Genomic DNA, 24909 nt, shown 5'->3' on the forward strand with positions numbered 1-24909 from the left:
TGCTGTCGGGGATGACGCTGGCGCTCAGGGCTTCCAGGGAGTCGAAGCCCAGGCTGTTGAGCATGGCTTGCTCGTCGCCCTGACGCGGGCCGATGTGGCGCGCGATGAATTCGTTGGCGGTGCTCAGGTTGACTTGAGTCATGGCGCTATTCCTCAGGCTTCGGCGTTGGCTTTGATCAGACGGTCGTAGGCGTCTTGATCCAGCAGGTTGGCGACAGCCGAGGCGTCGGTCGGCTTGAAGCGGAAGAACCAGCCTTCGCCCAGCGGATCTTCGTTGACCAGTTCAGGGCTGTCGTTGAGGGCCGGGTTGGTTTCAACCACTTCACCGTCCAATGGCATGTAAACGCCGCTGGCAGCCTTTACCGATTCGACGGTGGCGGCTTCGGCGCCTTTGTCGTAGGACTGCAGTTCTGGCAGTTGCACATAGACCACGTCGCCCAAGGCGTTCTGTGCGAAGGCGGTGATGCCGACTGTAACGCTGCCGTCAGCTTCGGTGCGCAGCCATTCGTGATCTTCAGTAAAACGCAACTCGCTCATGGAAACTCCTCAGGGGCCAGACTCGTCTGGTAGACGCGATTGAATGCTCGTGCAGGGCAGAGCTGAATGAACAATTACTTAGCAAAATTGCGGCCAATGTTTTTTATTCTTTATAAATCAATTGCTTGGGTGTTTTTGAGTAGGCAAAGAAATCCATGACTGTAGCGAAATCGCTACAGCGGAAGGCGAAGAAAAAAGCCTATGAGGATCAAAGCCTTGCGTGGCGGAGATTACTGAGGGGTGTATCGATATCATTCCACTGTAGCGCTTTCAGTACAGGTGGAGGTCGTTTTTGATGCGTCGTCCTTCGTAGGAGCGAGGCTTGCTCGCGATGAACGATAACGCGGTACGTCTGGCGCACCTTATCGTCTGAATCGCGGGCAAGCCTCGCTCCTACGAAGGACGCAGATGGCTTCAGACCTTGCCGGGAATGCCGTATTTGCGCAAACGATGGGCGATGGCGGTGTGGGAGGTTTGCAGGCGGCTGGCCAGTTGGCGGGTCGAGGGGTAATTGACGTAGAGTTTTTCCAGCAGGGTTTTCTCGAACTCTTCCATGGCCTGTTCCAGGCTGTCGACTTCGGTGTCGCTCTGACGCGCCACGGAAGTGCCGGCGATGTCCAGATCACCGATGTCCACCAGCGTGCTTTCGCAGATCGCTGCGGCGCGGAAGATCACGTTCTGCAATTGCCGGACATTGCCCGGCCAACGGTTACCCAGCAGCGCCGGATAGGTGCCGGGCGCCAGGCGGCAGACCGGACGTTGAATCTGCGCACAGGCCTGCTGCATGAAGTAGCGCGCCAACAGCAGAATGTCCTGACCGCGTTCGCGCAGCGGCGGGACTTCGACATTCAGCACGTTCAAGCGATAGAACAGGTCTTCACGAAAGCTGCCTTCGCCGACCATTTTTTCCAGATCGCGGTGGGTGGCGCTGAGTATCCGCACATTGACCCTGACCTCGCGATCACCACCGACCCGGCGGAAGCTGCCATCGTTGAGAAAGCGCAGCAGCTTGGCTTGCAGATAGGGCGACATCTCGCCGATTTCGTCGAGAAACACCGTGCCCTGGTTGGCCAGCTCCATCAGCCCCGGCTTGCCGCCGCGCTGGGCGCCGGTAAAGGCGCCGGGGGCGTAGCCAAACAGCTCACTTTCGGCGAGGTTTTCCGGGAGTGCCGCACAGTTCAGCGCCAGAAACGGCGAACTGTGGCGTGCGCTGATGGCGTGACAGGCGCGGGCCACCAGCTCTTTGCCAGTGCCGGTTTCGCCCTGGATCAACAACGGTGCGTCGAGGGCCGCCACCCGCTGGGCGCGGGCCTTGAGGGTACGGATCGCCGGGGACTCGCCGAGCAGTGCGTCGAAGCCTTCGGCATGGTCGTGATGCAGCGCGGACAGGCGTTCACCGATGCGATTGGGCTGGTACAGCGTCAGCAGAGCCCCGGCGTCGGTGATCGGTGTGGCGTCGAGCAACAGGGTCTGGCCATTGACGGTGATTTCGCGCAACGGCAGACGGAAGCCATGTTCGAGCAACGCATCCAGCAGCGCCGGATCGGCAAACAGTTCGGTGATACTTTCCCCGGCCGGTTCGCGGCCGTACAAGGCAACGAGCGCCGGGTTGGCCAGCAGGACGTTGCCAGCGCTGTCCAGAGCCAGCACCGGGTCGGTCATCGCCGCGAGCAAAGCGTCTAGCTGCAGATGACGGCGCTGGCCGGGGAGGATGTCGACCACTGTCACCGCTTGCACGCCACGCACGCTGAACAGTGCATCGCGTAGCTCTTCCAGCACCTGCGGGCTCAACGTCGGGGCGTCGATGTAGACGTTGGGTGGAACCATTTCCACCGCATCCAGATTGAGATTGCGCCCGCCGAGCAAGGCCAGGACTTCCTGGGTGATGCCGACGCGGTCGATGAAACTGACGTGGATACGCATGGGGCGGTTGACGGTTCTGCAATGCGAGGGGTGGCAAGTATGCCTTGGAGGAGGGTAGTTGGTGAAATGTCGAAATTATCGTCGGTTTCGAAAACCACTACACACCCCAGCCCTCTCCCCAAGGGTGAGGGGTGGATGTCCCTTGCGCCGATAATTTCGGAGCAGGTTTACTCCAGATGCTCCGGCTTGACCGGGTCACCGGATTTGACGCCGAGTTGCTTGCGCACGTCCTCGAACATCTCGTCGTAGTATTTGTGCATCGAGATGATGTTGGCGGTCTTGGGCATGCCGTATTTCTGTGCGATATGGGTGGCGTGGCGAGCAAAATCGAAGGCCTGGTCCTTGGGCAGAAAAAACGACTCCTTGAGCTCCTTACCCTCGACAGTCCCGTGCAGGGTGAAGAGCATGCCTATGCCTTCCTTGGGATCCTGGACCACTTCATAGTCGATACGCAGGTCATAGCTGACGTCGCCTTTTTGCAGCGCGTGGCGCTCGATGTGCAAATGCCCGGGTTCGAATATGGCCATGGGTGTCTCTCCTTCAAGGCTGAAAAAGGGCAGACCGCCGGTCTGCCCTCGAAATTCTTGCAGCAAGCTTCTCGGTAGTCGCTGATCCCGGGTTTCGCCGTGCTGATGTGAGTACCGGCCTGCCCTGGACGATCGCTTCGATGTCCGAGAGTGAACCGATCACCGCGACTTTGCCAGTGTTGTGGGCGAACTTGCAGGCAGCCTGGACTTTGGGGCCTGCCTGCTGCGGTCATGGCTTCACCGCGACGCAGGATCGCCTTGATCGTGTGCATAGGGTATTGCGCTTGCTCCAGGGCGATATTGGCCGGATGACGGCGGCCACAGTGTTGCCTTCGCCGAAGATCGGGGAGAAATATCCAAGGGTACTGAACGGCAGGACGAAGTAACCCAATAACTGACGTGGATCGGTGCATGGGGACATTTCATTGTTTATGAACGGTTTATGCTTATTTCAACGGTATGACAGTGGATGCTGTTGAAGCCTTTTCCAGAGGCTGTGGCTAATATGTAAGCTGAATGGATTCAACTGCCTGGAAATATGAACTTAGTCCGTTTTATCAAATGTGCGCAGTCTGATAGCGATTTCCGCTGGGTGATTGATTTATCAGCAACACACCACAGAACCGCAAAGCGACGGCTGGCGCATAGAATAATTAGTTCTAAGCAAGGCAGGGTTTCTGGCGTTACCTGATAAACGTTATTGCCTGTGATTATTTAGTTGGATGAATAAGTGCTGTAGTTTCGCTCGTTTGAAAACACTTGAACGCCGAGGTAAACATGACCCAGCCGACGCAAAAGCTTCGACTCAGCGCGTTAATCGCTCTGGTAGTGGGTTCGATGATCGGCAGCAGGATCTATTCGTTGTGACTGCGCGCGATGTTTGCAGTGCAGAAGAAGTGACACTTTTTCTGCCTTACCGGCCGCCGTATGACTGGTCGGCGATGTTCGGTTTCCTCGCTGCACGGTCGATTGCCGGGTTGGAGACCGTGGCCGATGGCGCGTATTCACGCAGCATCAGCCTGAAAGGTGTTCATGGCACGCTCAGCGTGCAACCGGGGACGGGAGATGCACTTGAGGTGACGGTGCGTTTTGCGGACCGGGCCTCTATGCCGCAGATTCTGGGGCGATTGCAGCGCATGTTTGATTTGGCGGCTGAGCCGCGGATGATCAATCAGCAATTGGCGCGTGACCCGTTGATGGGCCGGTTGACGGCCGCTCGCCCGGGGCTGCGCGTACCTGGAGCATGGGACGCTCTGGAGTTGGCGATCCGGGCGGTGTTGGGCCAGCAGATCACCATCGGCGCGGCGATTAAACTGGCAGGTAAGCTGGTGGCGCAGTATGGCGAGCCGCTGCGCGCACTGAACCCGAAACTGCCGGGGTTGACCCATGTCTTCCCGGAGCCGGCGGTCATGGCCGCAGCTGATCTCGCTGCATTGGGGATGCCCAAAAATCGTGGCAGGACGTTGTCTGGGGTCGCGCAGGCCTTGCTGGATGATCCGCAGATATTCGAACCCAAGGCCAGCCTGCAGGACAGTGTGGCGAGATTGCTGGAGTTACCCGGTATTGGTGACTGGACGGCGCAGTACATTGCCATCCGCCAGTTGCGCGAGCCCGATGCGTTTGCATCGGGCGATGTGGGGTTGATCAATGCCTTGGCGGCCCTCGAAGGCAAGCCGGTCACGGCCCGCCATCTATTGTTGCGAGCCGAAGCCTGGCGGCCGTGGCGGGCCTATGCGGCACAGCATCTTTGGACGTCGCTCAGCTGATCATTGATTGCCGTTCAACGGATCTCTGGCCTGGCAATCGAACCTTGCAATGCCTCGACACTGACCTTCGGATCCGGACTGCTGCTGTGCATGTACAAGCGGGCTTGCTCGAGAAAATCACTTTAAAATCACCACCATTTCGCCCGATGTGAACCTGACTCACAGGCTGGAGATGCCCACTGCAATGGTGAGCCGGTAATCTTCAACGGCACTTGCAGGCGATGGGCTGGCCCCCAGGTGGTCTGCTCGACCAGCATGCCTTGATCCTCTGCATCTTCTGCCCGCAGAGGCTCTTGCGCGTTGCCAGGCCCATGCTCCACCAACAACTTCGCGGTGCGCGCCAATGACAATCGGGCCGAGCTGCCGTGGCCATGATTCAAGCGTTCTGTCAGCGCGCGAATCGCGCTGGCGGCCATCAGGTAACCGGTCCCATGGTCCAGTGCCTGGACCGGCAACGGCGTGGGTCTGTCGGTCTTTTTCCAGAGCATGCCAGCGTCGGCAATTCCGCTGCTCATCTGTACCAGGCTGTCGAAACCCCGGCGGTTTTGCCAGGGGCCACTCCAACCGTAGGCGTTGAGGCAGACATCAATCAGTCCAGGAGCGATGTTCTGGCGTTCAATCTGCCCGTAACCGAGACGTTCCAGTGCGTCGGCGCGGTAGCCGTGGAGGAGGATGTCGGCCTTTCCCAATAGACTTTCGAATACGGCGCGATCGACGCTGTCATGGAGATTCAGTCGGGCACAACGTTTGCCCAGGGTCACCTCCGGTACGACACCGGGCTCATCCCAATCCGGCGGATCGATGCGCAGCACATCGGCGCCAAGTCCGGCGAGGAAGCGGCTGGCAATCGGGCCTGCGAGCACGCGGGTCAAGTCCAATACCTTGATCCCGGCCAGTGGTTGCGCCACCGAACCTTGCCATTTTTCTGCGGCTTCACGGCTGCTCTGTGCGAAATGGATCAGCGGCTCGGCATTCACCGCCACACCTTGGGGATGCACTTGCCATTGCGCCCAGGAGCGCATTTCGGCGGCGCAGCCTCCGGCGTCGACGAGCGCTTGTTCCAGCTCGGTTTTTCCCCATTGTTCGACCTTGGCGGCCATCGCCGCCCGATCAGCGCACTGGCCCAGGACGCGTTCGGCGCTGGCGCGGTGATGCGCTGCATTGGTGTGCAGACGGATCCAGCCGTCGCGGGTGGCGTAGTCACCGGCTATCGGGTCCCACAGTGGCGGGACGCTCCAGCCGACTGGACGCAGTGAGGTGGCGAACCAGAACGACGCCAGACGCCGGTCGACTTCCAGCGCGGGCAAGCGGCCGGTCTGGCTGCGAAGCAGTTCGGCAACGGCAAGGCCTGCGGCAGCGATGCTGGCACCAGCCAAATCGGTGACGGCAAATGCCGAGGACAGGGCGCCGATGGAGGTGAAACGGATGGTTTCAGGGGGTTGCTGCAAGCCAAGTGCAGCATGAATGGACGTCAGAAAATCAGTCATCAAAGGCCCTCCGGAAGAGGGGGAATCATAGATTAATGATCAAAAGATCAAAAGCTGCGCGGGTATCTGTAGGCGCGAGGCTTGCCCGCGAAATGGGCGTTGCGGTGTATCAGACCAACCCGCTCATCGTTGATCGCGGGCAAGCCTCGCTCCTACGGGGGTTACCCCCGAAAGTTGTGGCGAGGGGGCGGTGGATCAGGACGTCTGCGGCACAGTTTCCGGTCGTGACCAGATCCACAGATTACCCAGGCTCATTCCGGCAATGGCCAGGTAGATCGGCCAGCCGTGGTCGAGCATCACCAGCATTAGCCCGGCGCATAGCAGCATGCTGAGGGTGGCGCTGACCTTGGCTCTACGGGCGATGATTTTGCCGTTGCGCCAGTTGTTCAGGATCGGCCCGAACAGCCGATGGTTTTCCAGCCAGGCACTCAGGCGCGGCGAGCTTTTGGTCGCAGCCCAGGCGGCCAGCAGGATGAACTCGGTGGTCGGCAAACCTGGCACGACGATGGCGATCAGCCCCAAGGCCAGACTGGCGTAGGCCAGCAGGCCAAAGAGGAGGCGGGCGGATTTTGAGGTGGGGAGGGATTGGCGGGTCATAGGCTTGATTGTATCGGTTCTTTTGAAACATCTCCGAACCCTGTAGGAGCGAGCGGTGCGGCGATCCGACTTGCCCGCGATCAATGCGCTGCGGTGTATCAGACAGACTGCGTCATCGTTCATCGCGGGCAAGGGCTAGGCGCCCCCCCTGCTCCTACAAAAGCATGTCCGGTTCAGGCTAGTTCGGGTGCCGTGGCGTACGCCTGTTCCAGCAATACGGTGAAGCGGTTGAATGCGTCGATCGCGCCTTTCTCTACATCGACTTCTTCTTCGGCGCTGAACTCAAGCCCGTCGAGGGTTTTGATGAAGCTCTTCCAGCCTTCGGCACGACCGCCAGCCGGCTCGCCCAGGTGGCGGGCACCGAAGGTGTCGCTCAAGCCCAGGCTGACGGCACGTTTGATCAAAAACGCTGCGCCGAGTTTCGAGCCCTCGGAAACGAAGATCCAGCCCAGGGCTTGGGCTTTACTCGGGTTTTTAACCGCGCCAGCAACCGATGCCGGTACATCTGTCTCGAGATCGGCAAGGTCGGCCCTGGCCTGCTCGGCACGGCAGCGGGCTGGCAGGTCCGGGACGATGCTGATCAGTTCAGCGTCGTTGTACAGCGCCACCAGCTCCGACTGGAACAGGTACTGGGCGACGACGAAACGGGCGAAGCTGGCTTGGGTTTCAAACGGCGCGTGTGCTTTGACCAGCGCGTCGAGTCGGGCATGAGGTTCGTTTGTGATCTGGTTCAGACGCTGGGAGCGCAGGCTTGGGCGCTGGGTTGAATCCTGATTGGTCATGAAGATGTCCTTGAGAATGAGAGGCGCTTTGTAACTAGACGAACGGGGAGACGTGGCAGCGTAAAAAATCCTCACTGCGTCATGGATAAGAGCGACGCAGTGAGGACCCCGGATCAGATATCCCAAATCAGGTTGACCGCGAAGTTGCGACCCGGCTGGGTCAGGCGGTCGAGGTTGGCCGGGCTGATCACGGCGGCTTCGCCGACGCTGTCGAAGCCGCGCACGTCATCCCACAGCCAGTACTTCTTGTCGGTCAGATTGTAGAGGCCAGCGTTGACGGTGACATCGTCGGTGACCTTGTAAAAAGCGCTGAGGTCGAGAATGCCGAAGCCAGGCGATTTGAATTGGGTGCTGACGCCGTCAGGCGACTTGAAGTTGCTGTTGTCGACGCGATCTTTCTTCTTGACCACCGTCCAGCTGAGCAAGGCGCCATAGTTGTCCTGATCGTAGCCCAGGCCAAACACGCCGGTCAGCGGGTTGATGCTGTTGATTGGCTCGCCGGTGTCGTTGTTGCGACCGTGGGCGTAGGCCACCGAGCCCTGGCTGTAGAGGCCTTGTGGTGCGCCAAAGGCATCCAGTTGCAGGCGACCCTTGACCTCGATGCCCTTGATGGTGGCGTGCTTGATGTTGCTGCTCTGGAAGGTCAGCTCGGTGTAGCCGGGGGTGACGGCGTCTTCATTGATGAAGTCGCGATACTGGTTGTAGAACACCGCCACATCGAACGAGCCGGATTCGAAGTTGCCGCGCAGGCCGGTCTCGTAGCTTTTGCTTGTTTCCGGTTGCAGATCAGGGTTAGGCGCCACGCGGTAGCCGGTGGTGGTGTTCTCGAAGCGTCCGTACAACGCCTTGGCGGTCGGGGTGCGGAAACCTTCGGTGTATTGACCGTACCAGGTGTACTGATCGGTCAGCGCGTAGGTCAGTCCAAACTTGGGCGACACACGGTGCCAGGTTTTGTTCTCGTCACTGACGGCGCCTTTGCCATCGGCGGCGACGGTGTTGAGAAATTCCTGGGTGATGTGCGGCTTGAGCTGGGTGTAGTCGTAGCGCAGGCCCGGCAGGAAGGTCCACTGGTTCCAGTTGATTTGATCCTGGGCGAACAGGCTGTAGGTGTTGATGGTCGGGTCCGGGAAGTCGCTGGACTTCTTCAATACATCCGCCGGGCTGATTGCACCGATGGCCGTGCAGCCACGACCGACCGCCAGGCAAGTAGCGCTACCGCTGCGCGAGCCGGTGACTTTCTGCTGCTTGAGGGTAGTGCCGTAGGTCAGCAGGTGATCGGTCTCACCGATGCTCAATGCCTTGTCCAATTGTGCGTCGAACACCCACTGCTGCTCTTCAAAGAGCGTGTCGCGCGAGCGCATCACATTGCGGCTGAACGGGAAGTAGTTTTCCACGGTGCTTTGGTCGGTCTTGGCAATCTGGTAGTTCAGGCTCCACTTGAGGTGATCGGCCACTGTGGTCTCGAGGGCGAAGTTGTTCTCCAGGCCGAAACGCTCTCGGGTAACGGTGTCGTTACCGGTACGCGAACGATACATACCCAGCGGCTGGCCCGCGTTGAACGGACCACCGACGGCGCTTTTCTGATTGATGTCGCGATCGTCCTTGTACTTTTCGTAGGTCAGGCCCAGACGCGAATCTTCGTTGTAGTTCCAGCCCAGTTTCGCCAGCACGTTGGTGGTGCGCACGTCTTCCGGGTTGGCAGCGGTGCGTTCCAGCCCGGTGCCGTTGTTGCTGGCGAAGGACTCGGTTTCGTGACCCTCGCGCTGACTCAAGTGCAGCAGGCCATCGAACTGATCGACGCGGCCGGCGAAAGTGCCGGACTTCAGCCAGCTCTCGTCGGAAGAGTTGTAGCCGGTCTTCAGGCGTACGCCGAAGTCCTGGCCGGGTTTGATGATGTCGTCCGGGTCGAGGGTGAAATAGCTGACCGCGCCGCCGATGGCGTTACTGCCGTAGAGCACTGACGCCGGGCCGCGGAGTATCTCCACGCGCTTGACGATTTCCGGGTCGACGAAGTTGCGCTGGGTCTTGGCATAGGGGCCGTTGAAGAAGCCGTTGGGGACTTCGACGCCGTCGACCTGGGTCAGAATCCGGTTGCCATCGATGCCGCGGATGTTGTAGCCGGTGATGCCGCCACGTTGACCGGCACCGCCCACCGAAACACCCGGCTCGTAGCGCACCAGTTCCTTGATGGTGTTGACGTTCTGGCGGTCCAGCTCCTGACGGTCGTGAACCGTGACGGTGCTCGGCACGGTGGTCACGTCCTGTGCCTGACGAGTGGCACTGATGGTCACCTTTTGCAGGGCCAGTGCGCCGCCGGTACGCCTTTCCAGAACGATGTTGTTGTTACCGAGCTTGCGATAGCTCAGGTTGGTGCCCGACAACAGTCGGTCCAGCGCTTTTTCCGGCGCCAGTGAACCGCGCACGCCAGGCGATGCGACGCCTTCAGCGAGCTCTGCGGGCAGCCCGACTTGCCAGCCGGTGACGGCGGTAAAGGCGTTCAGTGCCGACACCAGCGGCTGCTGGGCGATGGCGAAAGTGTAATCGCCCATGTTGTGGGTCGGTTGTTGGGCTGCGGTGGCGGCCATGGCCGGGGTGGCTGGTGCGCCAGCCAGCAGGATGGCGGCGGTGAGCAAGGACAGCGTGCCGTTTTGCAGGCGTGCAGAAGATGAAGGGGACCGGCTGTTGAGGCGAGGGGACATCGATAGCGCTCCGTGTCGCACGAATCTTATAGGTGCAGATCAGCATTAAAAATGCGAATCAATTGCATTGGCTATAACGAGACGTTCTACCGATGGCTATCGAGTAAAAATAAGTTCGAATCAGTTGAGGATTACCAGTGCCGGGAATTCCTGGAGCCTGGCGGAAGTGATGTGGGCCAGGGCGCGAACCACCTCCAGCGGCTGGTCGAGACGGTAGTTGCCGGTTACCGCAACATCGGCAAGCTGTGCGTTGTTGTTGATGATCCAGCCCGGGTAGTAACGACGCAGTTCAGCCAGCACCTGGCTCAGCGGGCAGTTTTCGAACACCAGGCGTCCCTGGACCCAGGCCAGGTCCTTGTCGAGGTCCAGCCTGGCGGGCCGATCAAAACCATTCGGGCCGATGCGGATGCTGTCCCCGGCGGAAAGGCGTATTCGCGCGTCGTCACGGGTCGTCTGGAGATCGACGTCACCGCGCTGAACCCTGACCTGGGCCACGCCGTCCAGATAACGCACGGCAAATGCGGTGTCGCGCACGCTGGCCCTGACCGGGCCGGCGTCGATTTCCAGCGGCTGACCACGATTGGCCGTCACGTCGAAAAACGCCTCGCCCTGAAACAGACGGGCAACGCGCTGCTGTTCGTTGATGGTGCTGGACAACGCCGAGTTGGTGTTGAGCAGGACCTGGGAGCCGTCCTCCAGTTGCAGGCGCTGGCGCTCGCCGACCACGGTCAGATGATCGGCCTGCAAACGCAGTGGCAGGTTGCTGAAACTGAATAAACCGAGCACCAACACGGCCGCTGTGGCGAGCGGCTTCCAGTGCGGGCGCAGGCGCGAGAGGATCGACTTTTTATGCTGTGCGCTCAGGCTTTGAGCGCACTGTGCTACCTGCGGACCGTCCCAGATGGCCTGGGCTTTGGCAAAGGCCTGGGCGTGCAACGGCGAGGCCGCCAACCAGTCGTGGAATTGCCGGGTTTGCTCTTCGCCCGGACGTTCCAGCACGATCAGCCAATCCAGCGCCTGGTCCATGGCACTGTCGCTGGAGGTGTCCGGCGCCATGGCTGGCGGGCGGAATCGGTCGGTGTCCGTCACGGGCGTTCCTTGGTGGTGTCTGCAGCACGACTGCTTTACTGGATGGATATCTGGAAAGAGGGCTAAGGGTAACAAACTGATTTGTATGACACCCATACTGTATTAAAGAGTAATCCGGCAGACCGATCAGCTGTTTAAGCGTTCGGCGACGCCGATGCAGATGGCCATGATCAGTTTGAGTTCTTTTTGTACGGTGCTCAGGGACACGCCGAGCTTCTCGGCGATTTCCAGGTAGCTGTGTCCGTGCAGGCGACTGAGCATGAAAATCTGCTGCTGGCGCGGGCTGAGTTGGCTGAGGCTGATGTTCAAGCGTTCGAGCAACTGTTCGGCATGGGCGGCATCTTCGGCACTGCTCAGGGGCGCGGCGACGCTTTGCACCACATCCAGCGGGACGTCCTCAAGCAGGGTCCGGGCCTGGATGCGCCGCGAGCGCAGATGATCCAGGGCAAGGTTGCGGGCGGTCTGAAAAACGAAGGGTTCCAGGTGGTCGATCGCCCGTTCGCTCAAGGCGCGGGTCACGCGCAGGTAGGTTTCCTGCAAGAGGTCTTCGGCGGTGCTGTGGTTGTTGACCATCCGCTCCAGCGTGCGCAGCAGAGAGACTCGCTGAGCGAGGAAGACGTGGTTGAAGCGCGATTGACTCACGGTAGGACCTGATCCATTTTGCAGTTAATGATAATGCTTATCATCTGCACGAATGGTCAAGTACTACTTTGTGAGAGAGTTACTGACGGCCCAGCAGGTAAGCCTCGTAATCGGGAATCCGGTACGAGTGCGGTTGATCCATCAGCGGACTGCTGAGCAGGTAGTCGGCGCTGCATTCATTGCAGGCCACCGGGATGTTCCAGACCGCCGCAACCCGCAGCAACGCCTTGATGTCCGGGTCGTGTGGTTGTGGCTCGAAGGGGTCCCAGAAAAACACCAGCATATCCACCCGCTGCTCGGCGATCCGTGCACCGAGTTGCTGATCGCCGCCTAACGGGCCGCTGATCATACTTTCCACGGGCAGGCCCAGACGTTTACTCAGCAGCAGGCCGGTGGTGCCGGTAGCGACCAGTTCGTGTTGGGCGAGCTTGTCCTTTTGCCGTTCGGCCCAGTCCAGCAGGAACACTTTGCAGTGGTCATGGGCGACCAGGGCGATACGCTTGCGCGCCGCCATGGTTTTCTGGGTGAAGCTGATACCGATCATCGGTTGCTGTTCCATAGGCGATTCGCTTTATTGGGCGTTGCAGAGCGCCCGAAGGCTGCGATTTTTTCAGCGGTCACGCGGACGTCAAGATCAAAAGATCGCAGCCTGCGCCAGCACCTACTCCGCGTTGCAGAGGGCCAGGCAGTTATCGAGCATGCGGTTGGAGAAGCCCCATTCATTGTCGTACCAGGCCAGCACTTTGAGCAGCTTGCCGCTGACCTTGGTGTGGTTGGCATCGAAGATTGACGACAGAGGATTGTGGTTGAAGTCGCTGGAGACCAGCGGCAGGGTGTTGTAACCGAGGATCTTCGAATGCTGGCTGGCGTCTTTGAGCAGCGCGTTGACCTCATCGGCTGTCGCTTCGCGTTTGAGCTGCACGGTCAGGTCCACCAGCGACACGTTGATCACCGGTACGCGCACCGACATGCCGGTCAGTTTGCCCGCCAGCTCCGGCAGCACCAGGCCCACCGCTTCGGCGGCGCCGGTCTTGCTCGGGATCATGTTCTGGGTGGCCGAACGGGCACGGTACGGGTCGACATGGTAGACGTCGGTGAGGTGCTGGTCATTGGTGTAGGCGTGGATGGTGGTCATCAAACCGCTTTCGATGCCCAGCTCGCGGTGCAGCACCTGGGCCACGGGGGCCAGGCAGTTGGTGGTGCACGACGCGTTGGAAATGATCTGGTGCGATTGGCGCAGAATGTCGTGGTTGACCCCGTAGACAACGGTGGCGTCGGCGCCTTTGGCCGGTGCCGAGATAATCACTTTGCGTGCGCCGGCAGTAATATGGGCAGCAGCTTTGGCGCGGTCGGTGAACAGGCCGGTGCATTCGAAGACCACGTCGATCTTCTCGGCAGCCCATGGCAGTTCGGCCGGGTTGCGGATGGCGCTGACCGCGATACGGTCACCGTTGACGGTCAGGCTTTCCTGATCGTGCTGCACGTCGGCATCAAAGGTGCCGTGGACGGTGTCGTACTTGAGCAGGTGCGCGTTCATCGCGCTGTCCCCCAGATCGTTGATGGCGACGATCTGCAGATCCTGACGATAGCCTTGGGTATAAAGTGCTCGCAGGACGTTACGGCCAATACGGCCAAAACCATTGATTGCAATTCGTAGAGTCATTTGAAAAGCGCCTGCTGTAATTTTGTTGTTGGAATTACAAGATTATTCGTAAAAAAATAGAAAACAAGCCTTTTTAGTGGCAATATTTTGTTTTATCTACAACGAGTGGCCTGAATCAACTGGTCCGAATGCTTGAAAAGCACGTCTGCAATGCCAAGCGCAGACACCTTCAATCAGCATAGACAATCAGGTCGCCACATCCGTTAGCCTGGAGTTCTACATATGCATCCCCGCGTTCTTGAGGTCACCGAACGGCTTATTTCCCGCAGTCGCGCTACTCGCGAGGCTTACCTGGCCCTGATTCGCGGTGCCGCCAGCGATGGCCCGCAACGCGCCAGATTGCAATGTGCCAACTTCGCCCACGGCGTGGCGGGTTGCGGCACTGAAGACAAAAACACTCTGCGGATGATGAACGCCGCCAACGTGGCAATAGTTTCGTCATATAACGACATGCTCTCGGCGCATCAGCCGTACGAGCACTACCCGGAACAGATCAAACACGCGTTGCGCGAGATCGGCTCGGTCGGCCAGTTCGCCGGTGGCGTACCGGCCATGTGTGATGGCGTGACCCAGGGTGAACCGGGCATGGAGCTGGGCATTGCCAGCCGCGAAGTGATCGCGATGTCGACTGCCGTGGCGCTGTCCCACAACATGTTCGACGCGGCGATAATGCTCGGTATCTGCGACAAGATCGTTCCCGGCCTGATGATGGGCGCGCTGCGCTTCGGTCACTTGCCGACGATTTTTGTCCCGGGCGGGCCGATGGTCTCGGGGATTTCCAACAAGGAAAAAGCCGACGTCCGCCAGCGCTACGCCGAAGGCAAGTGCAGCCGCGAAGAGCTGCTGGAATCGGAGATGAAGTCCTACCACAGCCCTGGCACCTGCACCTTCTACGGCACCGCCAACACCAACCAGTTGCTGATGGAAGTCATGGGCCTGCACTTGCCGGGCGCATCCTTCGTCAACCCGAACACCCCGCTGCGTGATGCCTTGACCCGCGAAGCCGCGCACCAGATCACCCGTCTGACCAAACAAAGCGGTAACTTCACGCCGCTGGGCGAGATCGTCGACGAACGTTCGCTGGTCAACTCCATCGTGGCACTGCACGCCACTGGCGGCTCGACCAACCACACGCTGCACATGCCGGCCATCGCCATGGCGGCGGGCATTCAATTGACCTGGCAGGACATGGCCGACCTCTCCGAGGTGGTGCCGACCCTGTCCCACGTCTACCCCAACGGCAAAGCCGACATCAACCACTTCCAGGCCGCGGGCGGAATGTCGTTCCTGATCCGCGAACTGCTGGAAGCCGGTTTGCTCCACGAAAACGTCAACACTGTGGCCGGCCATGGCCTGAGCCGCTACACCCAGGAGCCGTTCCTGGAGAACGGTGAACTGGTGTGGCGTGAAGGTCCGATCGAAAGCCTCGATGAAAACATCCTGCGGCCGGTGGCTCGCGCGTTCTCGCCAGAGGGCGGTTTGCGGGTGATGGAAGGCAACCTCGGCCGTGGCGTGATGAAGGTCTCGGCGGTTGCGCCAGAGCACCAGATCGTCGAAGCACCGGCGATGGTGTTCCAGGATCAGCAGGACCTGGCCGATGCCTTCAAGGCAGGTCTGCTGGAGAAGGATTTTGTCGCGGTGATGCGCTTCCAGGGGCCGCGTTCCAACGGTATGCCGGAACTGCACAAAATGACCCCGTTCCTCGGTGTTCTGCAGGACCGTGGCTTCAAGGTTGCGCTGGTCACCGACGGGCGTATGTCCGGTGCTTCCGGAAAGATCCCGGCGGCGATCCACGTCAGCCCCGAAGCCTTTGTCGGTGGCGCGCTGGCGCGAGTGCTCGACGGCGACATCATTCGTGTCGATGGCGTCAATGGTACCTTGCAGCTTATGGTGGACACCGATGAATTCGCGGCACGCGAGCCGGCCAAAGGTCTGCTGGATAACGGCATTGGTTGCGGTCGTGAATTGTTCGGTTTCATGCGCATGGCCTTCAGCTCGGCAGAGCAAGGTGCCAGCGCCTTTACCTCTGCACTGGAGACCCTGAAGTGAAGCTAGCGCTGGTCGGTGACATTGGCGGAACCAATGCACGTTTTGCGTTGTGGAAAGACCAGCAACTGGAGTCGATCCAGGTGCTGGCGACGGCCGACCACACCAGCCCGGAAGAGGCCATTGGCGTCTATCTGAGCGGGCTGGGTTTGCCCCTCGGTTCGATCGGGTCGGTATGCCTGTCGGTGGCCGGCCCCGTGAGTGGTGACGAATTTCGCTTTACCAACAACCACTGGCGGTTGAGTCGTAAAGCCTTCTGCCAGGCCTTGCAGGTCGATCAGCTGCTGTTGGTCAATGACTTCTCGGCCATGGCGCTGGGCATGACCCGCCTGCAACCGGGTGAATATCGGGTGGTTTGCGAAGGGACTCCCGAACCGTTGCGTCCGGCGGTGGTGATCGGGCCGGGCACAGGGCTCGGTGTCGGTACCTTGCTAGACCTTGGCGTAGGCCGCTGGGCTGCGTTGCCAGGCGAAGGCGGGCATGTCGACTTACCGTTGAGCAGCCTGCGGGAAACCCAGTTGTGGCAACACATCTACAGTGAGATCGGTCATGTCAGCGCCGAGACCGCGCTGAGCGGCAGCGGCTTGCCGCGGGTCTATCGGGCGATTTGTGCGGTGGACGGGCATGAGCCGGTCCTCGATACGCCGGAGGCGATCACAGCTGCGGGGCTTGCGGGGGATCCGATTGCGCTGGAAGTACTGGAGCAATTCTGCTGCTGGCTCGGTCGCGTCGCCGGCAACAACGTGTTGACCACTGGCGGGCGTGGCGGGGTGTATATCGTGGGTGGCGTGATACCGAGGTTTGCCGACTTCTTCCTGGAGAGTGGTTTTGCTCGTTGCTTCGCCGACAAGGGCTGCATGAGCGATTATTTCAAGGGTATTCCGGTGTGGCTGGTGACAGCGCCATATTCCGGCCTGACGGGGGCCGGCGTGGCACTGGAGCAGGCGGTTTCCTGATGATCGTTCCCACGCTCCGCGTGGGAATGCCGCCATGGACGCTCTGCGTCCGCTTCGAGAGGTGACGCAGAGCGTCACGGGATGCATCCCCGCGCAGAGCGTGGGAACGATCCAGATCTGTGATCCATAAGGCATAATCCGCTCCATCCATAACAACAAGGACGACCCACGTGAGCTCAGTCAGTAAGTCGATTTTGTTGGTCGATGACGATCAAGAGATACGCGAGTTGCTGGACGCCTACCTCAGCCGCGCCGGCTTTCAGGTGCGGACCACGCCGGACGGCGCCGGGTTTCGCCAGGCCTTGAACGACGCACCGAGTGACCTGGTGATCCTCGATGTGATGCTGCCGGACGAAGACGGCTTCAGCCTGTGTCGCTGGATTCGCCAGCACCCGCGTCAGTCCCAGGTGCCCATCATCATGCTTACCGCCAGTTCCGACGAAGCCGACCGGGTGATCGGGCTGGAGTTGGGCGCCGACGACTATCTGGGCAAACCCTTCAGCCCCCGTGAATTGCAGGCGCGGATCAAGGCCTTGTTGCGCCGGGCCCAGTTCGGTCAGGAGCGCTCCGGTGGTGAAGTCTTGTCCTTCGATGACTGGCGACTGGATATGGTCAGCCACCGCTTGTTTCATACCGACGGCGAGGAAGTGATTTTGTCCGGTGCCGATTTCGCTTTGCTGAAACTGTTCCTGGATCACCCGCAGGAAATCCTCGATCGCGACACCATCGGCAACGCCACCCGCGGCCGTGATTTGATGCCGCTGGACCGTATCGTCGACATGGCGGTCAGTCGCTTGCGCCAGCGTTTGCGCGACACCGACAAACCACCGCGCCTGATTCGCACGGTGCGCGGCAGCGGTTATCAATTGGCTGCCAATGTGGTTGCCAGCAATGGTCACTGAGTTCTTCGCCAGAATCGCTCGCCGCGTGCCGGTGCCACGTTCGTTGCTTGGGCGAATGTTGTTGCTGACGTTACTGGCGGTGCTGTTCGCGCAGACGCTGTCGAGTGTGATCTGGGTTTCGCAATTGCGCGCTACCCAGCTTGAAGGACTGGTCACCAGCGCCCGCAGCCTGGCGCATTCGATGACTGCCAGCGTCAGTTACTTCCGGTCGTTGCCGGTGGCTTACCGACCGTTGGTGCTCGACCAGTTGCGCAGCATGGGCGGCACGCGATTCGTCGTGACCCTCAACGACAAGCCCTTGGGTATGGAAGTGCTACCGCCGACGCCGCGCAAGCTAGCGGTGCTCAAGGCGGTGGATGAGGTGCTGCGCCAGTCCTTGGGCAATGATGCGGTTATCTCGGTGCAATTCGTCAGCGCCGAAGACCTGCGGATATTCAATGGCGGTTTGAAACTCGATGAGTTGCCGCGCTCCTGGGCCCATTACGCGCTGACCCTGGAGCCGGTCAATCCGCCGGTGCTGGTCACGCAAATTCAGTTGGCCCCGGGCGAATGGCTATACATCGCCTCGCTGTTGCCCGAACCCTACACCAGCCTCGAAGAGCAAGGGCTGCCTTCGCAGCAGGTGTGGTTCATTCTGCTGACCAGCGGCTTTCTGCTGCTGTTCATCGGCCTGTTGGTGCACTGGCAAAGTCGACCGCTCAAGCGTCTGGCGCGGGCCGCGCGGGACATGTCGTTGGGCGCCGAAGTCGAGCCGGTAGCCGAGGGTGGTGGCAGCGAAGTGGTCGAGGTCGGCCGCGCCTTCAATACCATGCGTGAGCGCATCAGTCGCTACCTGACCGAGCGCAGCCAGTTGTTCAGCGCCATTTCCCATGACTTGCGTACGCCGATTACCCGTCTGCGGCTGCGGGTCGAACTGCTGGAAGATGAACAGCTGCAAGCCAAGTTCGGTCGGGATCTCGATGAGTTGGAGTTGCTGGTCAAAGGCGCGCTGCAATGCGTCAAAGACACCGATATTCACGAAAACATCGAGCCAGTGGACCTCAACCATGTGCTCGATTGCCTGGTCGAACCCTATCTGAGTCCCAACGGCAATGGCCGGGTGACCCAGCAGGGGCGGGCGCTGGCGACCTATCCTGGCAAACCGCTAGCGCTCAAGCGCTGTATCGGCAACCTGATCGACAACGCGTTGAAGTACGGACAGAAGGCTCATCTGCATATCGATGACGATGACGCCGCGTTCATCCTGCATGTCGACGATGAGGGGCCGGGGGTGCCTGAACAGCGTCTGGAACAGGTCTTCGAGCCGCACTTTCGTCTGTCGGGTCAGCAGCAGGGTTACGGCCTGGGGCTGGGCATCGCCCGCAACATCGCTCATAGCCATGGTGGTGAAGTGAGCTTGCAGAATCTGCGTGAGGGTGGGTTGCGGGTGACGTTGCATTTGCCCCGCAGTGTGGATTGACCGGTACTTTGTAGCAGCAGGCTTCGCCAGTTGCTACGAAAAGCGGATCCTCTTGTGTCACTGAGCGGTGACATTCGGCCGGTCCTTCGTTACCTGCGCTGTACCACGCGTTGTTTAGACTCCAGTCAGTCATAACAACAAAAAAAGGTACCCAATGGACACCACTCCTCCAACGTTCAGCTGTTGGCTGAATTCGCCTGCCCACCACGCCTGGCTCGCCGCCGAAGGCCAGCGTCTGTTGTCATTCGCCAAAGCCGCGAAAGTTGTCGAAGGCTTTGGCAATCTCGACGATCAGGGCTGCCTCCCGGCTAATGCCCAAGCCGAAACCATGAACACCGCGCGCATGACCCACAGCTTTGCCATGGCGCACGTTCAGGGCATACCCGGGTTTGCCGAACTGGTCGATCACGGTATCGCCGCCCTGAGCGGACCGCTTCGGGACGCCAGGCACGGCGGCTGGTTTGCCGCACCGTCCCACCGCGACGGCAACACGGGCAAAGCCGCCTACCTGCATGCCTTTGTCGCGCTGGCTGCCAGCTCTGCGGTTGTCGCCGGGCGGCCGGGTGCACAGGCCTTGCTGGCGGATGCGATCACCATTATCGACGAGCACTTCTGGAGCGAAGAGGAGGGCGCCATGCGCGAATCCTTCAATCGTGACTGGAGTGACGAAGAAACCTATCGCGGCGCCAACAGCAATATGCATGCAACCGAGGCTTTTCTGGCCCTGGCGGATGTCACCCAGGACAGTCGCTGGCTGGACCGCGCGTTGCGCATCGTCGAGCGAGTGATTCATACCCATGCTGCGGCCAACGAGTTCATGGTCATCGAGCATTTCGATCGACACTGGCAGCCGCTACGCGAATACAACCAGGACAAACCCGACGATGGTTTCCGGCCCTACGGCACTACCCCCGGCCACGGTTTCGAATGGGCGCGGCTAGTGCTGCACCTTGACGCAGCTCGTCATCGGGCGGGGCTGCTGACACCGCAATGGTTGGCGACGGATGCCCAGGGCTTGTTCGACAGCGCCTGCCGTCATGGTTGGGCAGTCGATGGGGCGCCGGGCATCGTCTATACCCTGGACTGGGACAATCGCCCGGTGGTTCGCCATCGATTGCACTGGACACATGCCGAAGCCAGTGCCGCCGCCAGCGCTTTGCTCAAGCGCACGGGTGAGCCTCGTTACGAAACCTGGTATCGGTTGTTTTGGGAGTTCAGTGAAACCCGGCTGATCGATCGAGACAATGGCAGTTGGCATCACGAACTGGACCCGCAGAATCGACCCAGTGCCGATATCTGGGCCGGCAAACCCGATCTCTATCACGCCTGGCAAGCCGTTCTGCTGCCCCGTCTGCCTCTGGCGCCCAGCATGGCAACTGCCCTGGCACAGTTATCCCTGAGCGTTGCTGTGTAACCATGTCGTGACATTTACGCGTCCCTTCGTTACCTGCGAAGGCTAAAGCCCTGGTTAAAATCCTATGCAGCGCAAGCACCAGACTTGCATGCATAACAACAAGAAAGGTACTTCAGATGAATGCGATTTCTCGCCTCGCCACTGTCATTTCTCTCGCCTCATTGTTTCCCCTCAGCGCCCTTGCTGCCGAGTCCAAAGGTTCCGTGGAAGTCGTGCACTGGTGGACTTCTGGCGGTGAAAAAGCAGCGGTCGATGTCCTCAAGGCTCAAGTCGAAAAAGACGGCTTCACCTGGAAGGACGGTGCAGTTGCCGGCGGCGGTGGCGCTACAGCCATGACCGTACTCAAGAGCCGCGCCGTGGCGGGTAACCCACCGGGTGTCGCGCAAATCAAAGGCCCGGATATCCAGGAGTGGGGCAGCACTGGCCTGCTCAGCACCGACGCCCTGAAAGGCGTTTCCAAAGCGGAAAACTGGGACAGCCTGCTCTCGGTCAAGGTCGCCAATACCGTCAAGTACGAAGGCGATTACGTCGCTGTGCCGGTGAACATCCACCGGGTCAACTGGCTGTGGATCAACCCGGCCGTCTTCAAGAAAGCCGGTATCGAAAAAGCCCCGACCACCCTCGAAGAGTTCTATGCCGCTGGCGACAAACTGAAAGCCGCAGGCTTCATTGCCCTGGCCCACGGCGGTCAGCCTTGGCAGGACAGCACCGTGTTTGAAGATGTGGTGCTCTCGGTCATGGGCGCTGATGGTTACAAGAAAGCCCTGGTCGATCTGGACCAGAAAACCCTTTCCGGCCCTGAAATGGTCAAGTCCTTCACCGAGCTGAAAAAGCTCACCGGCTACATGGACCCCAATCGCGCGGGGCGTGACTGGAACATCGCTGCCGCCGATGTCATCAACGGCAAGGCTGGCATGCAGATGATGGGTGACTGGGCCAAAAGCGAATGGACCGCCGCCCACAAGGTAGCCGGCAAGGACTATGAGTGTGTGCCGTTCCCGGGCACTGAAAAAGCCTTCACCTACAACATCGACTCCCTCGCAGTGTTCAAGCTCAAGGCCGATCGCACCGGCGATATCGCTGCTCAGCAGGACCTGGCCAAGGTCGCACTGGGTAAAGACTTCCAGAAGGTCTTCAGCATCAACAAAGGTTCGATCCCGGTTCGCACCGACATGCTCAATGACATGAGCACGTTGGGCTTCGACTCCTGCGCCCAGGCGTCGGCCAAGGATTTCCTGGCTGACGAGAAGACCGGCGGCCTGCAACCGAGCATGGCGCACAACATGGCCACGTCCCTGGCGGTACAGGGCGCGATCTTCGATGTGGTGACCAACTTCATGAACGACAAGAGCGCTGACCCGGCCAAGGCCAGCGCCCAATTGGCATCGGCCATCAAAGCCGCCCAGTAGTCCCTGACGCCGCGTGAACTTGTGGGAGCGAGCAAGCTCGCTCCCACAAGGGGTCACTGTGCGCATTCACTTCTCTTCAACTGGATTATCCCGATGAGCTCTGTGGCGGTTTTCAGCAAAGCCTCACCGTTTGACGCACTGCAGCGCTGGCTCCCCAAACTGGTTTTGGCGCCGAGCATGCTGATCGTCCTGGTTGGCTTTTACGGTTACATCATTTGGACATTCGTTCTGTCCTTTACCAATTCCAGCTTCATGCCGAGCTACAAGTGGGTAGGCCTGCAGCAGTACATCCGGTTGATGGAAAACGACCGCTGGTGGGTCGCGAGCAAGAACCTCGCGGTCTTCGGCGGTATGTTTATCGGCATCAGCCTGGTGCTCGGCGTGTTTCTGGCGGTGCTGCTGGATCAGCGCATTCGCAAGGAAGGCTTCATACGCACCGTCTACCTGTACCCGATGGCGCTGTCGATGATCGTCACCGGTACCGCCTGGAAATGGCTGCTCAACCCAGGCCTGGGGCTGGACAAGATGCTGCGTGACTGGGGCTGGGAAGGCTTTCGCCTGGACTGGCTGGTGGATCAGGATCGCGTGGTCTACTGCCTGGTGATCGCCGCTGTGTGGCAAGCCTCGGGCTTTGTCATGGCGATGTTCCTGGCCGGCCTGCGCGGTGTCGATCAATCGATCATCCGTGCCGCTCAAGTCGATGGTGCGAGCTTGCCGACCATCTATTTGAAGATCGTCCTGCCGAGCCTGCGTCCGGTGTTTTTCAGCGCCTTCATGATCCTCGCGCACATCGCGATCAAGAGCTTCGACCTGGTGGCGGCGATGACGGCGGGCGGTCCGGGTTACTCCTCCGACCTGCCGGCAATGTTCATGTATTCCTTCACCTTCAGCCGTGGCCAGATGGGCATCGGTTCGGCGAGCGCGATGATGATGCTCGGCGCGATCCTGGCGATTCTGGTGCCGTACCTGTACTCCGAACTGCGAGGCAAACGTCATGAGTAATCAGCCTGGCAAACCTGCCATCAGCTTTAGCCGCATAGCGATCTACGCGACCTTATTGTTGGCCGCAGCGGTGTACCTGATTCCGCTGGTGGTGATGCTGCTGACCAGCTTCAAATCCCCGGAAGACATCCGCACCGGCAACCTGCTGAGCTGGCCGCAAGTGATCGACGGCATTGGCTGGATCAAGGCCTGGGACGTCGTGGGCGGCTACTTCTGGAACTCGGTGAAAATCACTGTCCCGGCGGTGCTGATCTCGACCTTCATCGGCGCGATGAATGGTTATGTGCTGTCGATGTGGCGCTTCCGTGGTTCACAGCTGTTCTTCGGCCTGCTGTTGTTCGGTTGCTTCCTGCCGTTCCAGACCGTGCTGCTACCGGCATCGTTCACCGTCGGCAAACTCGGCCTGGCCAATACCACCACGGGCCTGGTGCTGGTGCACATCGTCTACGGGCTGGCGTTCACCACGTTGTTCTTCCGTAACTACTACGTGAGCATTCCGGATGCGCTGGTGAAAGCGGCGCGGCTCGATGGTGCGGGGTTCTTCACCATCTTCGGGAAGATCCTGCTGCCAATGTCGATTCCGATCGTGATGGTCTGCCTGATCTGGCAATTCACCCAGATCTGGAATGACTTCCTGTTCGGTGTGGTCTTCGCCAGTGGCGATGCCCAGCCAATCACCGTGGCCCTGAACAACCTGGTCAACACCAGCACCGGGGTCAAGGAATACAACGTTGATATGGCGGCGGCGATGATCGCCGGGCTGCCGACACTGCTGGTTTACATATTCGCTGGCAAGTATTTCCTGCGTGGGCTGACGTCTGGCGCGGTCAAGGGGTAGAACATGGCAACTCTCGAATTACGCAATGTTAACAAGACTTACGGCAGCGGATTGCCGGACACCCTGAAAAACATCGAACTGAAGATCGATGACGGTGAGTTCCTGATCCTCGTCGGCCCGTCCGGTTGCGGCAAGTCGACCTTGATGAACTGCATCGCCGGTCTGGAAAACATCAGCGGCGGGGCGATTCTGGTGGACGACGCTGACATCAGCGGCATGAGCCCCAAGGATCGCGACATCGCCATGGTGTTCCAGTCCTACGCGCTGTACCCGACCATGAGCGTGCGCGACAACATCGCCTTCGGATTGAAGATCCGCAAAATGCCGGCGGCCGAGATCGAAGAGGAAGTGGCCCGCGTCGCCAAGCTGCTGCAAATCGAACACCTGCTCAGCCGCAAACCCGGCCAGCTCTCCGGTGGTCAGCAACAGCGTGTGGCCATGGGCCGCGCACTGGCTCGGCGGCCGAAGATTTATCTGTTCGACGAACCGCTGTCCAACCTCGACGCCAAGCTGCGGGTCGAGATGCGCACCGAAATGAAACTGATGCACCAGCGCCTGAAAACCACCACGGTCTATGTCACCCACGATCAGATCGAAGCCATGACCCTGGGCGACAAAGTGGCGGTGATGAAGGACGGGATCATTCAGCAATTCGGTACGCCGAAGCAGATCTACAACGATCCGGCCAACCTGTTCGTCGCCAGCTTCATTGGCTCGCCGCCGATGAACTTCATCCCGCTGCGTTTGCAGCGCAAGGAAGGCCGTCTGGTGGCGCTGCTCGACAGCGGCCAGGCGCGTTGCGAGCTGCCGCTGGGTATGCAGGATGCGGGTCTTGAAGAGCGTGAAGTGATCCTCGGTATGCGTCCGGAACAGATCGTTCTGGCAGCGAACGAGCCGAACGGCTTGCCGATTATTCGTGCTGAAGTCCAGGTCACCGAACCCACCGGTCCGGACACCCTGGTGTTCGTCAATCTCAATGAGACCAAGGTTTGCTGCCGTTTGGCGCCGGACGTCGCGCCGCAAGCGGGAGAAACCCTGACGCTGCAATTTGATCCATCCAAAGTGCTGCTGTTCGACGCAAAGACCGGTGAACGTCTGGGGGTTGCCGGTCAGCCGCAAGTTGAGGCTCGTAGCACCAACGTGGCGCAGTTCAAGGGCCACTGAGTTCGTG

The 24909-nt window shown here is 60.0% G+C and carries 22 protein-coding genes and 2 pseudogenes; 10 read left to right on the top strand and 14 right to left on the bottom strand.

The genetic code is table 11. The annotated features are described in order from the left end of the window. The 6 genes and pseudogenes from AC07O1_RS27930 to AC07O1_RS27955 all read right to left on the bottom strand — a co-directional run. Window positions 1-142 (bottom strand): hypothetical protein (locus AC07O1_RS27930; RefSeq protein ID WP_495090909.1); only part of this gene is annotated, 142 nt, incomplete at its 3' end. Window positions 143-153: 11 nt separating this feature from the next. Beyond that, window positions 154-537: a glycine cleavage system protein GcvH gene (gcvH, locus tag AC07O1_RS27935; protein WP_494992099.1), complete on the bottom strand. Its 384-nt coding sequence runs from the start codon at window positions 535-537 to the stop codon at window positions 154-156. Between the two features lie 414 nt (window positions 538-951). Further along, window positions 952-2460 (bottom strand): transcriptional regulator GcsR, encoded by a 1509-nt coding sequence (gene gcsR / locus AC07O1_RS27940; protein ID WP_495090883.1) that lies wholly within the window; start codon window positions 2458-2460, stop codon window positions 952-954. 167 nt (window positions 2461-2627) lie between these two features. Beyond that, window positions 2628-2987 (bottom strand): DUF5064 family protein, encoded by a 360-nt coding sequence (locus tag AC07O1_RS27945; RefSeq protein ID WP_495090884.1) that lies wholly within the window; start codon window positions 2985-2987, stop codon window positions 2628-2630. A gap of 80 nt (window positions 2988-3067) precedes the next feature. After that, window positions 3068-3204: pseudogene (locus AC07O1_RS27950) on the bottom strand (carbamate kinase); the annotation flags it as partial. 90 nt (window positions 3205-3294) lie between these two features. Then, window positions 3295-3378, bottom strand: a pseudogene (locus AC07O1_RS27955) (hypothetical protein); the annotation flags it as partial. Window positions 3379-3883: 505 nt separating this feature from the next. Between AC07O1_RS27955 and AC07O1_RS27960 the strand changes: the two are divergent. Next, the gene (locus tag AC07O1_RS27960; RefSeq protein WP_495090910.1) at window positions 3884-4753 is read left to right on the top strand and encodes a DNA-3-methyladenine glycosylase family protein; all 870 of its coding nucleotides are present in this window, start codon (window positions 3884-3886) and stop codon (window positions 4751-4753) included. A gap of 128 nt (window positions 4754-4881) precedes the next feature. Here the strand turns inward: AC07O1_RS27960 and AC07O1_RS27965 are convergent, their stop codons facing one another. The 8 genes from AC07O1_RS27965 to gap all read right to left on the bottom strand — a co-directional run bounded on the left by AC07O1_RS27965 (window position 4882) and on the right by gap (window position 13712). Next, complete coding sequence (locus AC07O1_RS27965; protein ID WP_495090885.1) at window positions 4882-6240, bottom strand: CoA transferase; 1359 nt, start codon at window positions 6238-6240, stop codon at window positions 4882-4884. A gap of 195 nt (window positions 6241-6435) precedes the next feature. After that, window positions 6436-6837, bottom strand: coding sequence for a YbaN family protein (locus AC07O1_RS27970; RefSeq protein WP_495024523.1), 402 nt, complete (start codon window positions 6835-6837; stop codon window positions 6436-6438). Window positions 6838-7010: 173 nt separating this feature from the next. After that, window positions 7011-7619 (bottom strand): biliverdin-producing heme oxygenase, encoded by a 609-nt coding sequence (locus tag AC07O1_RS27975; protein ID WP_495090886.1) that lies wholly within the window; start codon window positions 7617-7619, stop codon window positions 7011-7013. Between the two features lie 113 nt (window positions 7620-7732). Next, window positions 7733-10318 (bottom strand): TonB-dependent receptor, encoded by a 2586-nt coding sequence (locus AC07O1_RS27980; protein WP_495090887.1) that lies wholly within the window; start codon window positions 10316-10318, stop codon window positions 7733-7735. 120 nt (window positions 10319-10438) lie between these two features. Further along, a complete protein-coding gene (locus AC07O1_RS27985) occupies window positions 10439-11407 on the bottom strand; it encodes a FecR family protein (RefSeq protein ID WP_495090888.1) in 969 nt (322 codons plus the stop codon). 126 nt (window positions 11408-11533) lie between these two features. Then, window positions 11534-12049 (bottom strand): RNA polymerase sigma factor, encoded by a 516-nt coding sequence (locus tag AC07O1_RS27990; RefSeq protein ID WP_495090889.1) that lies wholly within the window; start codon window positions 12047-12049, stop codon window positions 11534-11536. Window positions 12050-12128: 79 nt separating this feature from the next. Further along, window positions 12129-12593, bottom strand: a complete 465-nt coding sequence (locus tag AC07O1_RS27995) for a methylglyoxal synthase (RefSeq protein ID WP_495090911.1) — start codon at window positions 12591-12593, stop codon at window positions 12129-12131. Between the two features lie 117 nt (window positions 12594-12710). Then, a complete protein-coding gene (gene gap, locus AC07O1_RS28000; protein ID WP_494992108.1) occupies window positions 12711-13712 on the bottom strand; it encodes a type I glyceraldehyde-3-phosphate dehydrogenase in 1002 nt (333 codons plus the stop codon). A 222-nt stretch (window positions 13713-13934) separates the two neighbouring features. Between gap and edd the strand changes: the two genes are divergently transcribed. The 9 genes from edd to AC07O1_RS28045 all read left to right on the top strand — a co-directional run bounded on the left by edd (window position 13935) and on the right by AC07O1_RS28045 (window position 24902). Next, complete coding sequence (gene edd, locus AC07O1_RS28005; RefSeq protein WP_495090890.1) at window positions 13935-15761, top strand: phosphogluconate dehydratase; 1827 nt, start codon at window positions 13935-13937, stop codon at window positions 15759-15761. Further along, window positions 15758-16714, top strand: a complete 957-nt coding sequence (locus AC07O1_RS28010) for a glucokinase (RefSeq protein ID WP_495090891.1) — start codon at window positions 15758-15760, stop codon at window positions 16712-16714. The genes edd and AC07O1_RS28010 overlap by 4 nt, the downstream gene beginning before the upstream one ends. Window positions 16715-16884: 170 nt before the next feature. Next, the gene (locus AC07O1_RS28015; protein ID WP_494992111.1) at window positions 16885-17616 is read left to right on the top strand and encodes a response regulator; all 732 of its coding nucleotides are present in this window, start codon (window positions 16885-16887) and stop codon (window positions 17614-17616) included. Beyond that, window positions 17606-19075, top strand: a complete 1470-nt coding sequence (locus AC07O1_RS28020) for an ATP-binding protein (RefSeq protein WP_494992112.1) — start codon at window positions 17606-17608, stop codon at window positions 19073-19075. The genes AC07O1_RS28015 and AC07O1_RS28020 overlap by 11 nt, the downstream gene beginning before the upstream one ends. Before the next feature lie 154 nt (window positions 19076-19229). Continuing rightward, entirely contained in the window at window positions 19230-20489 is a 1260-nt protein-coding gene (locus AC07O1_RS28025) for a D-mannose isomerase (RefSeq protein WP_495090892.1), read from the top strand. A gap of 116 nt (window positions 20490-20605) precedes the next feature. Continuing rightward, on the top strand, window positions 20606-21898 hold the full coding sequence (locus AC07O1_RS28030) for an ABC transporter substrate-binding protein (RefSeq protein ID WP_495090893.1): 1293 nt from the start codon (window positions 20606-20608) through the stop codon (window positions 21896-21898). Between the two features lie 93 nt (window positions 21899-21991). Further along, window positions 21992-22900: a carbohydrate ABC transporter permease gene (locus AC07O1_RS28035; protein WP_095632148.1), complete on the top strand. Its 909-nt coding sequence runs from the start codon at window positions 21992-21994 to the stop codon at window positions 22898-22900. Further along, the gene (locus AC07O1_RS28040; RefSeq protein WP_494992115.1) at window positions 22893-23738 is read left to right on the top strand and encodes a carbohydrate ABC transporter permease; all 846 of its coding nucleotides are present in this window, start codon (window positions 22893-22895) and stop codon (window positions 23736-23738) included. The genes AC07O1_RS28035 and AC07O1_RS28040 overlap by 8 nt, the downstream gene beginning before the upstream one ends. A gap of 3 nt (window positions 23739-23741) precedes the next feature. Continuing rightward, the gene (locus tag AC07O1_RS28045) at window positions 23742-24902 is read left to right on the top strand and encodes an ABC transporter ATP-binding protein (RefSeq protein WP_495024529.1); all 1161 of its coding nucleotides are present in this window, start codon (window positions 23742-23744) and stop codon (window positions 24900-24902) included. Window positions 24903-24909: the final 7 nt, after the last annotated feature.

The organism is Pseudomonas sp. GW821-FHT07G10 (assembly GCF_059418545.1).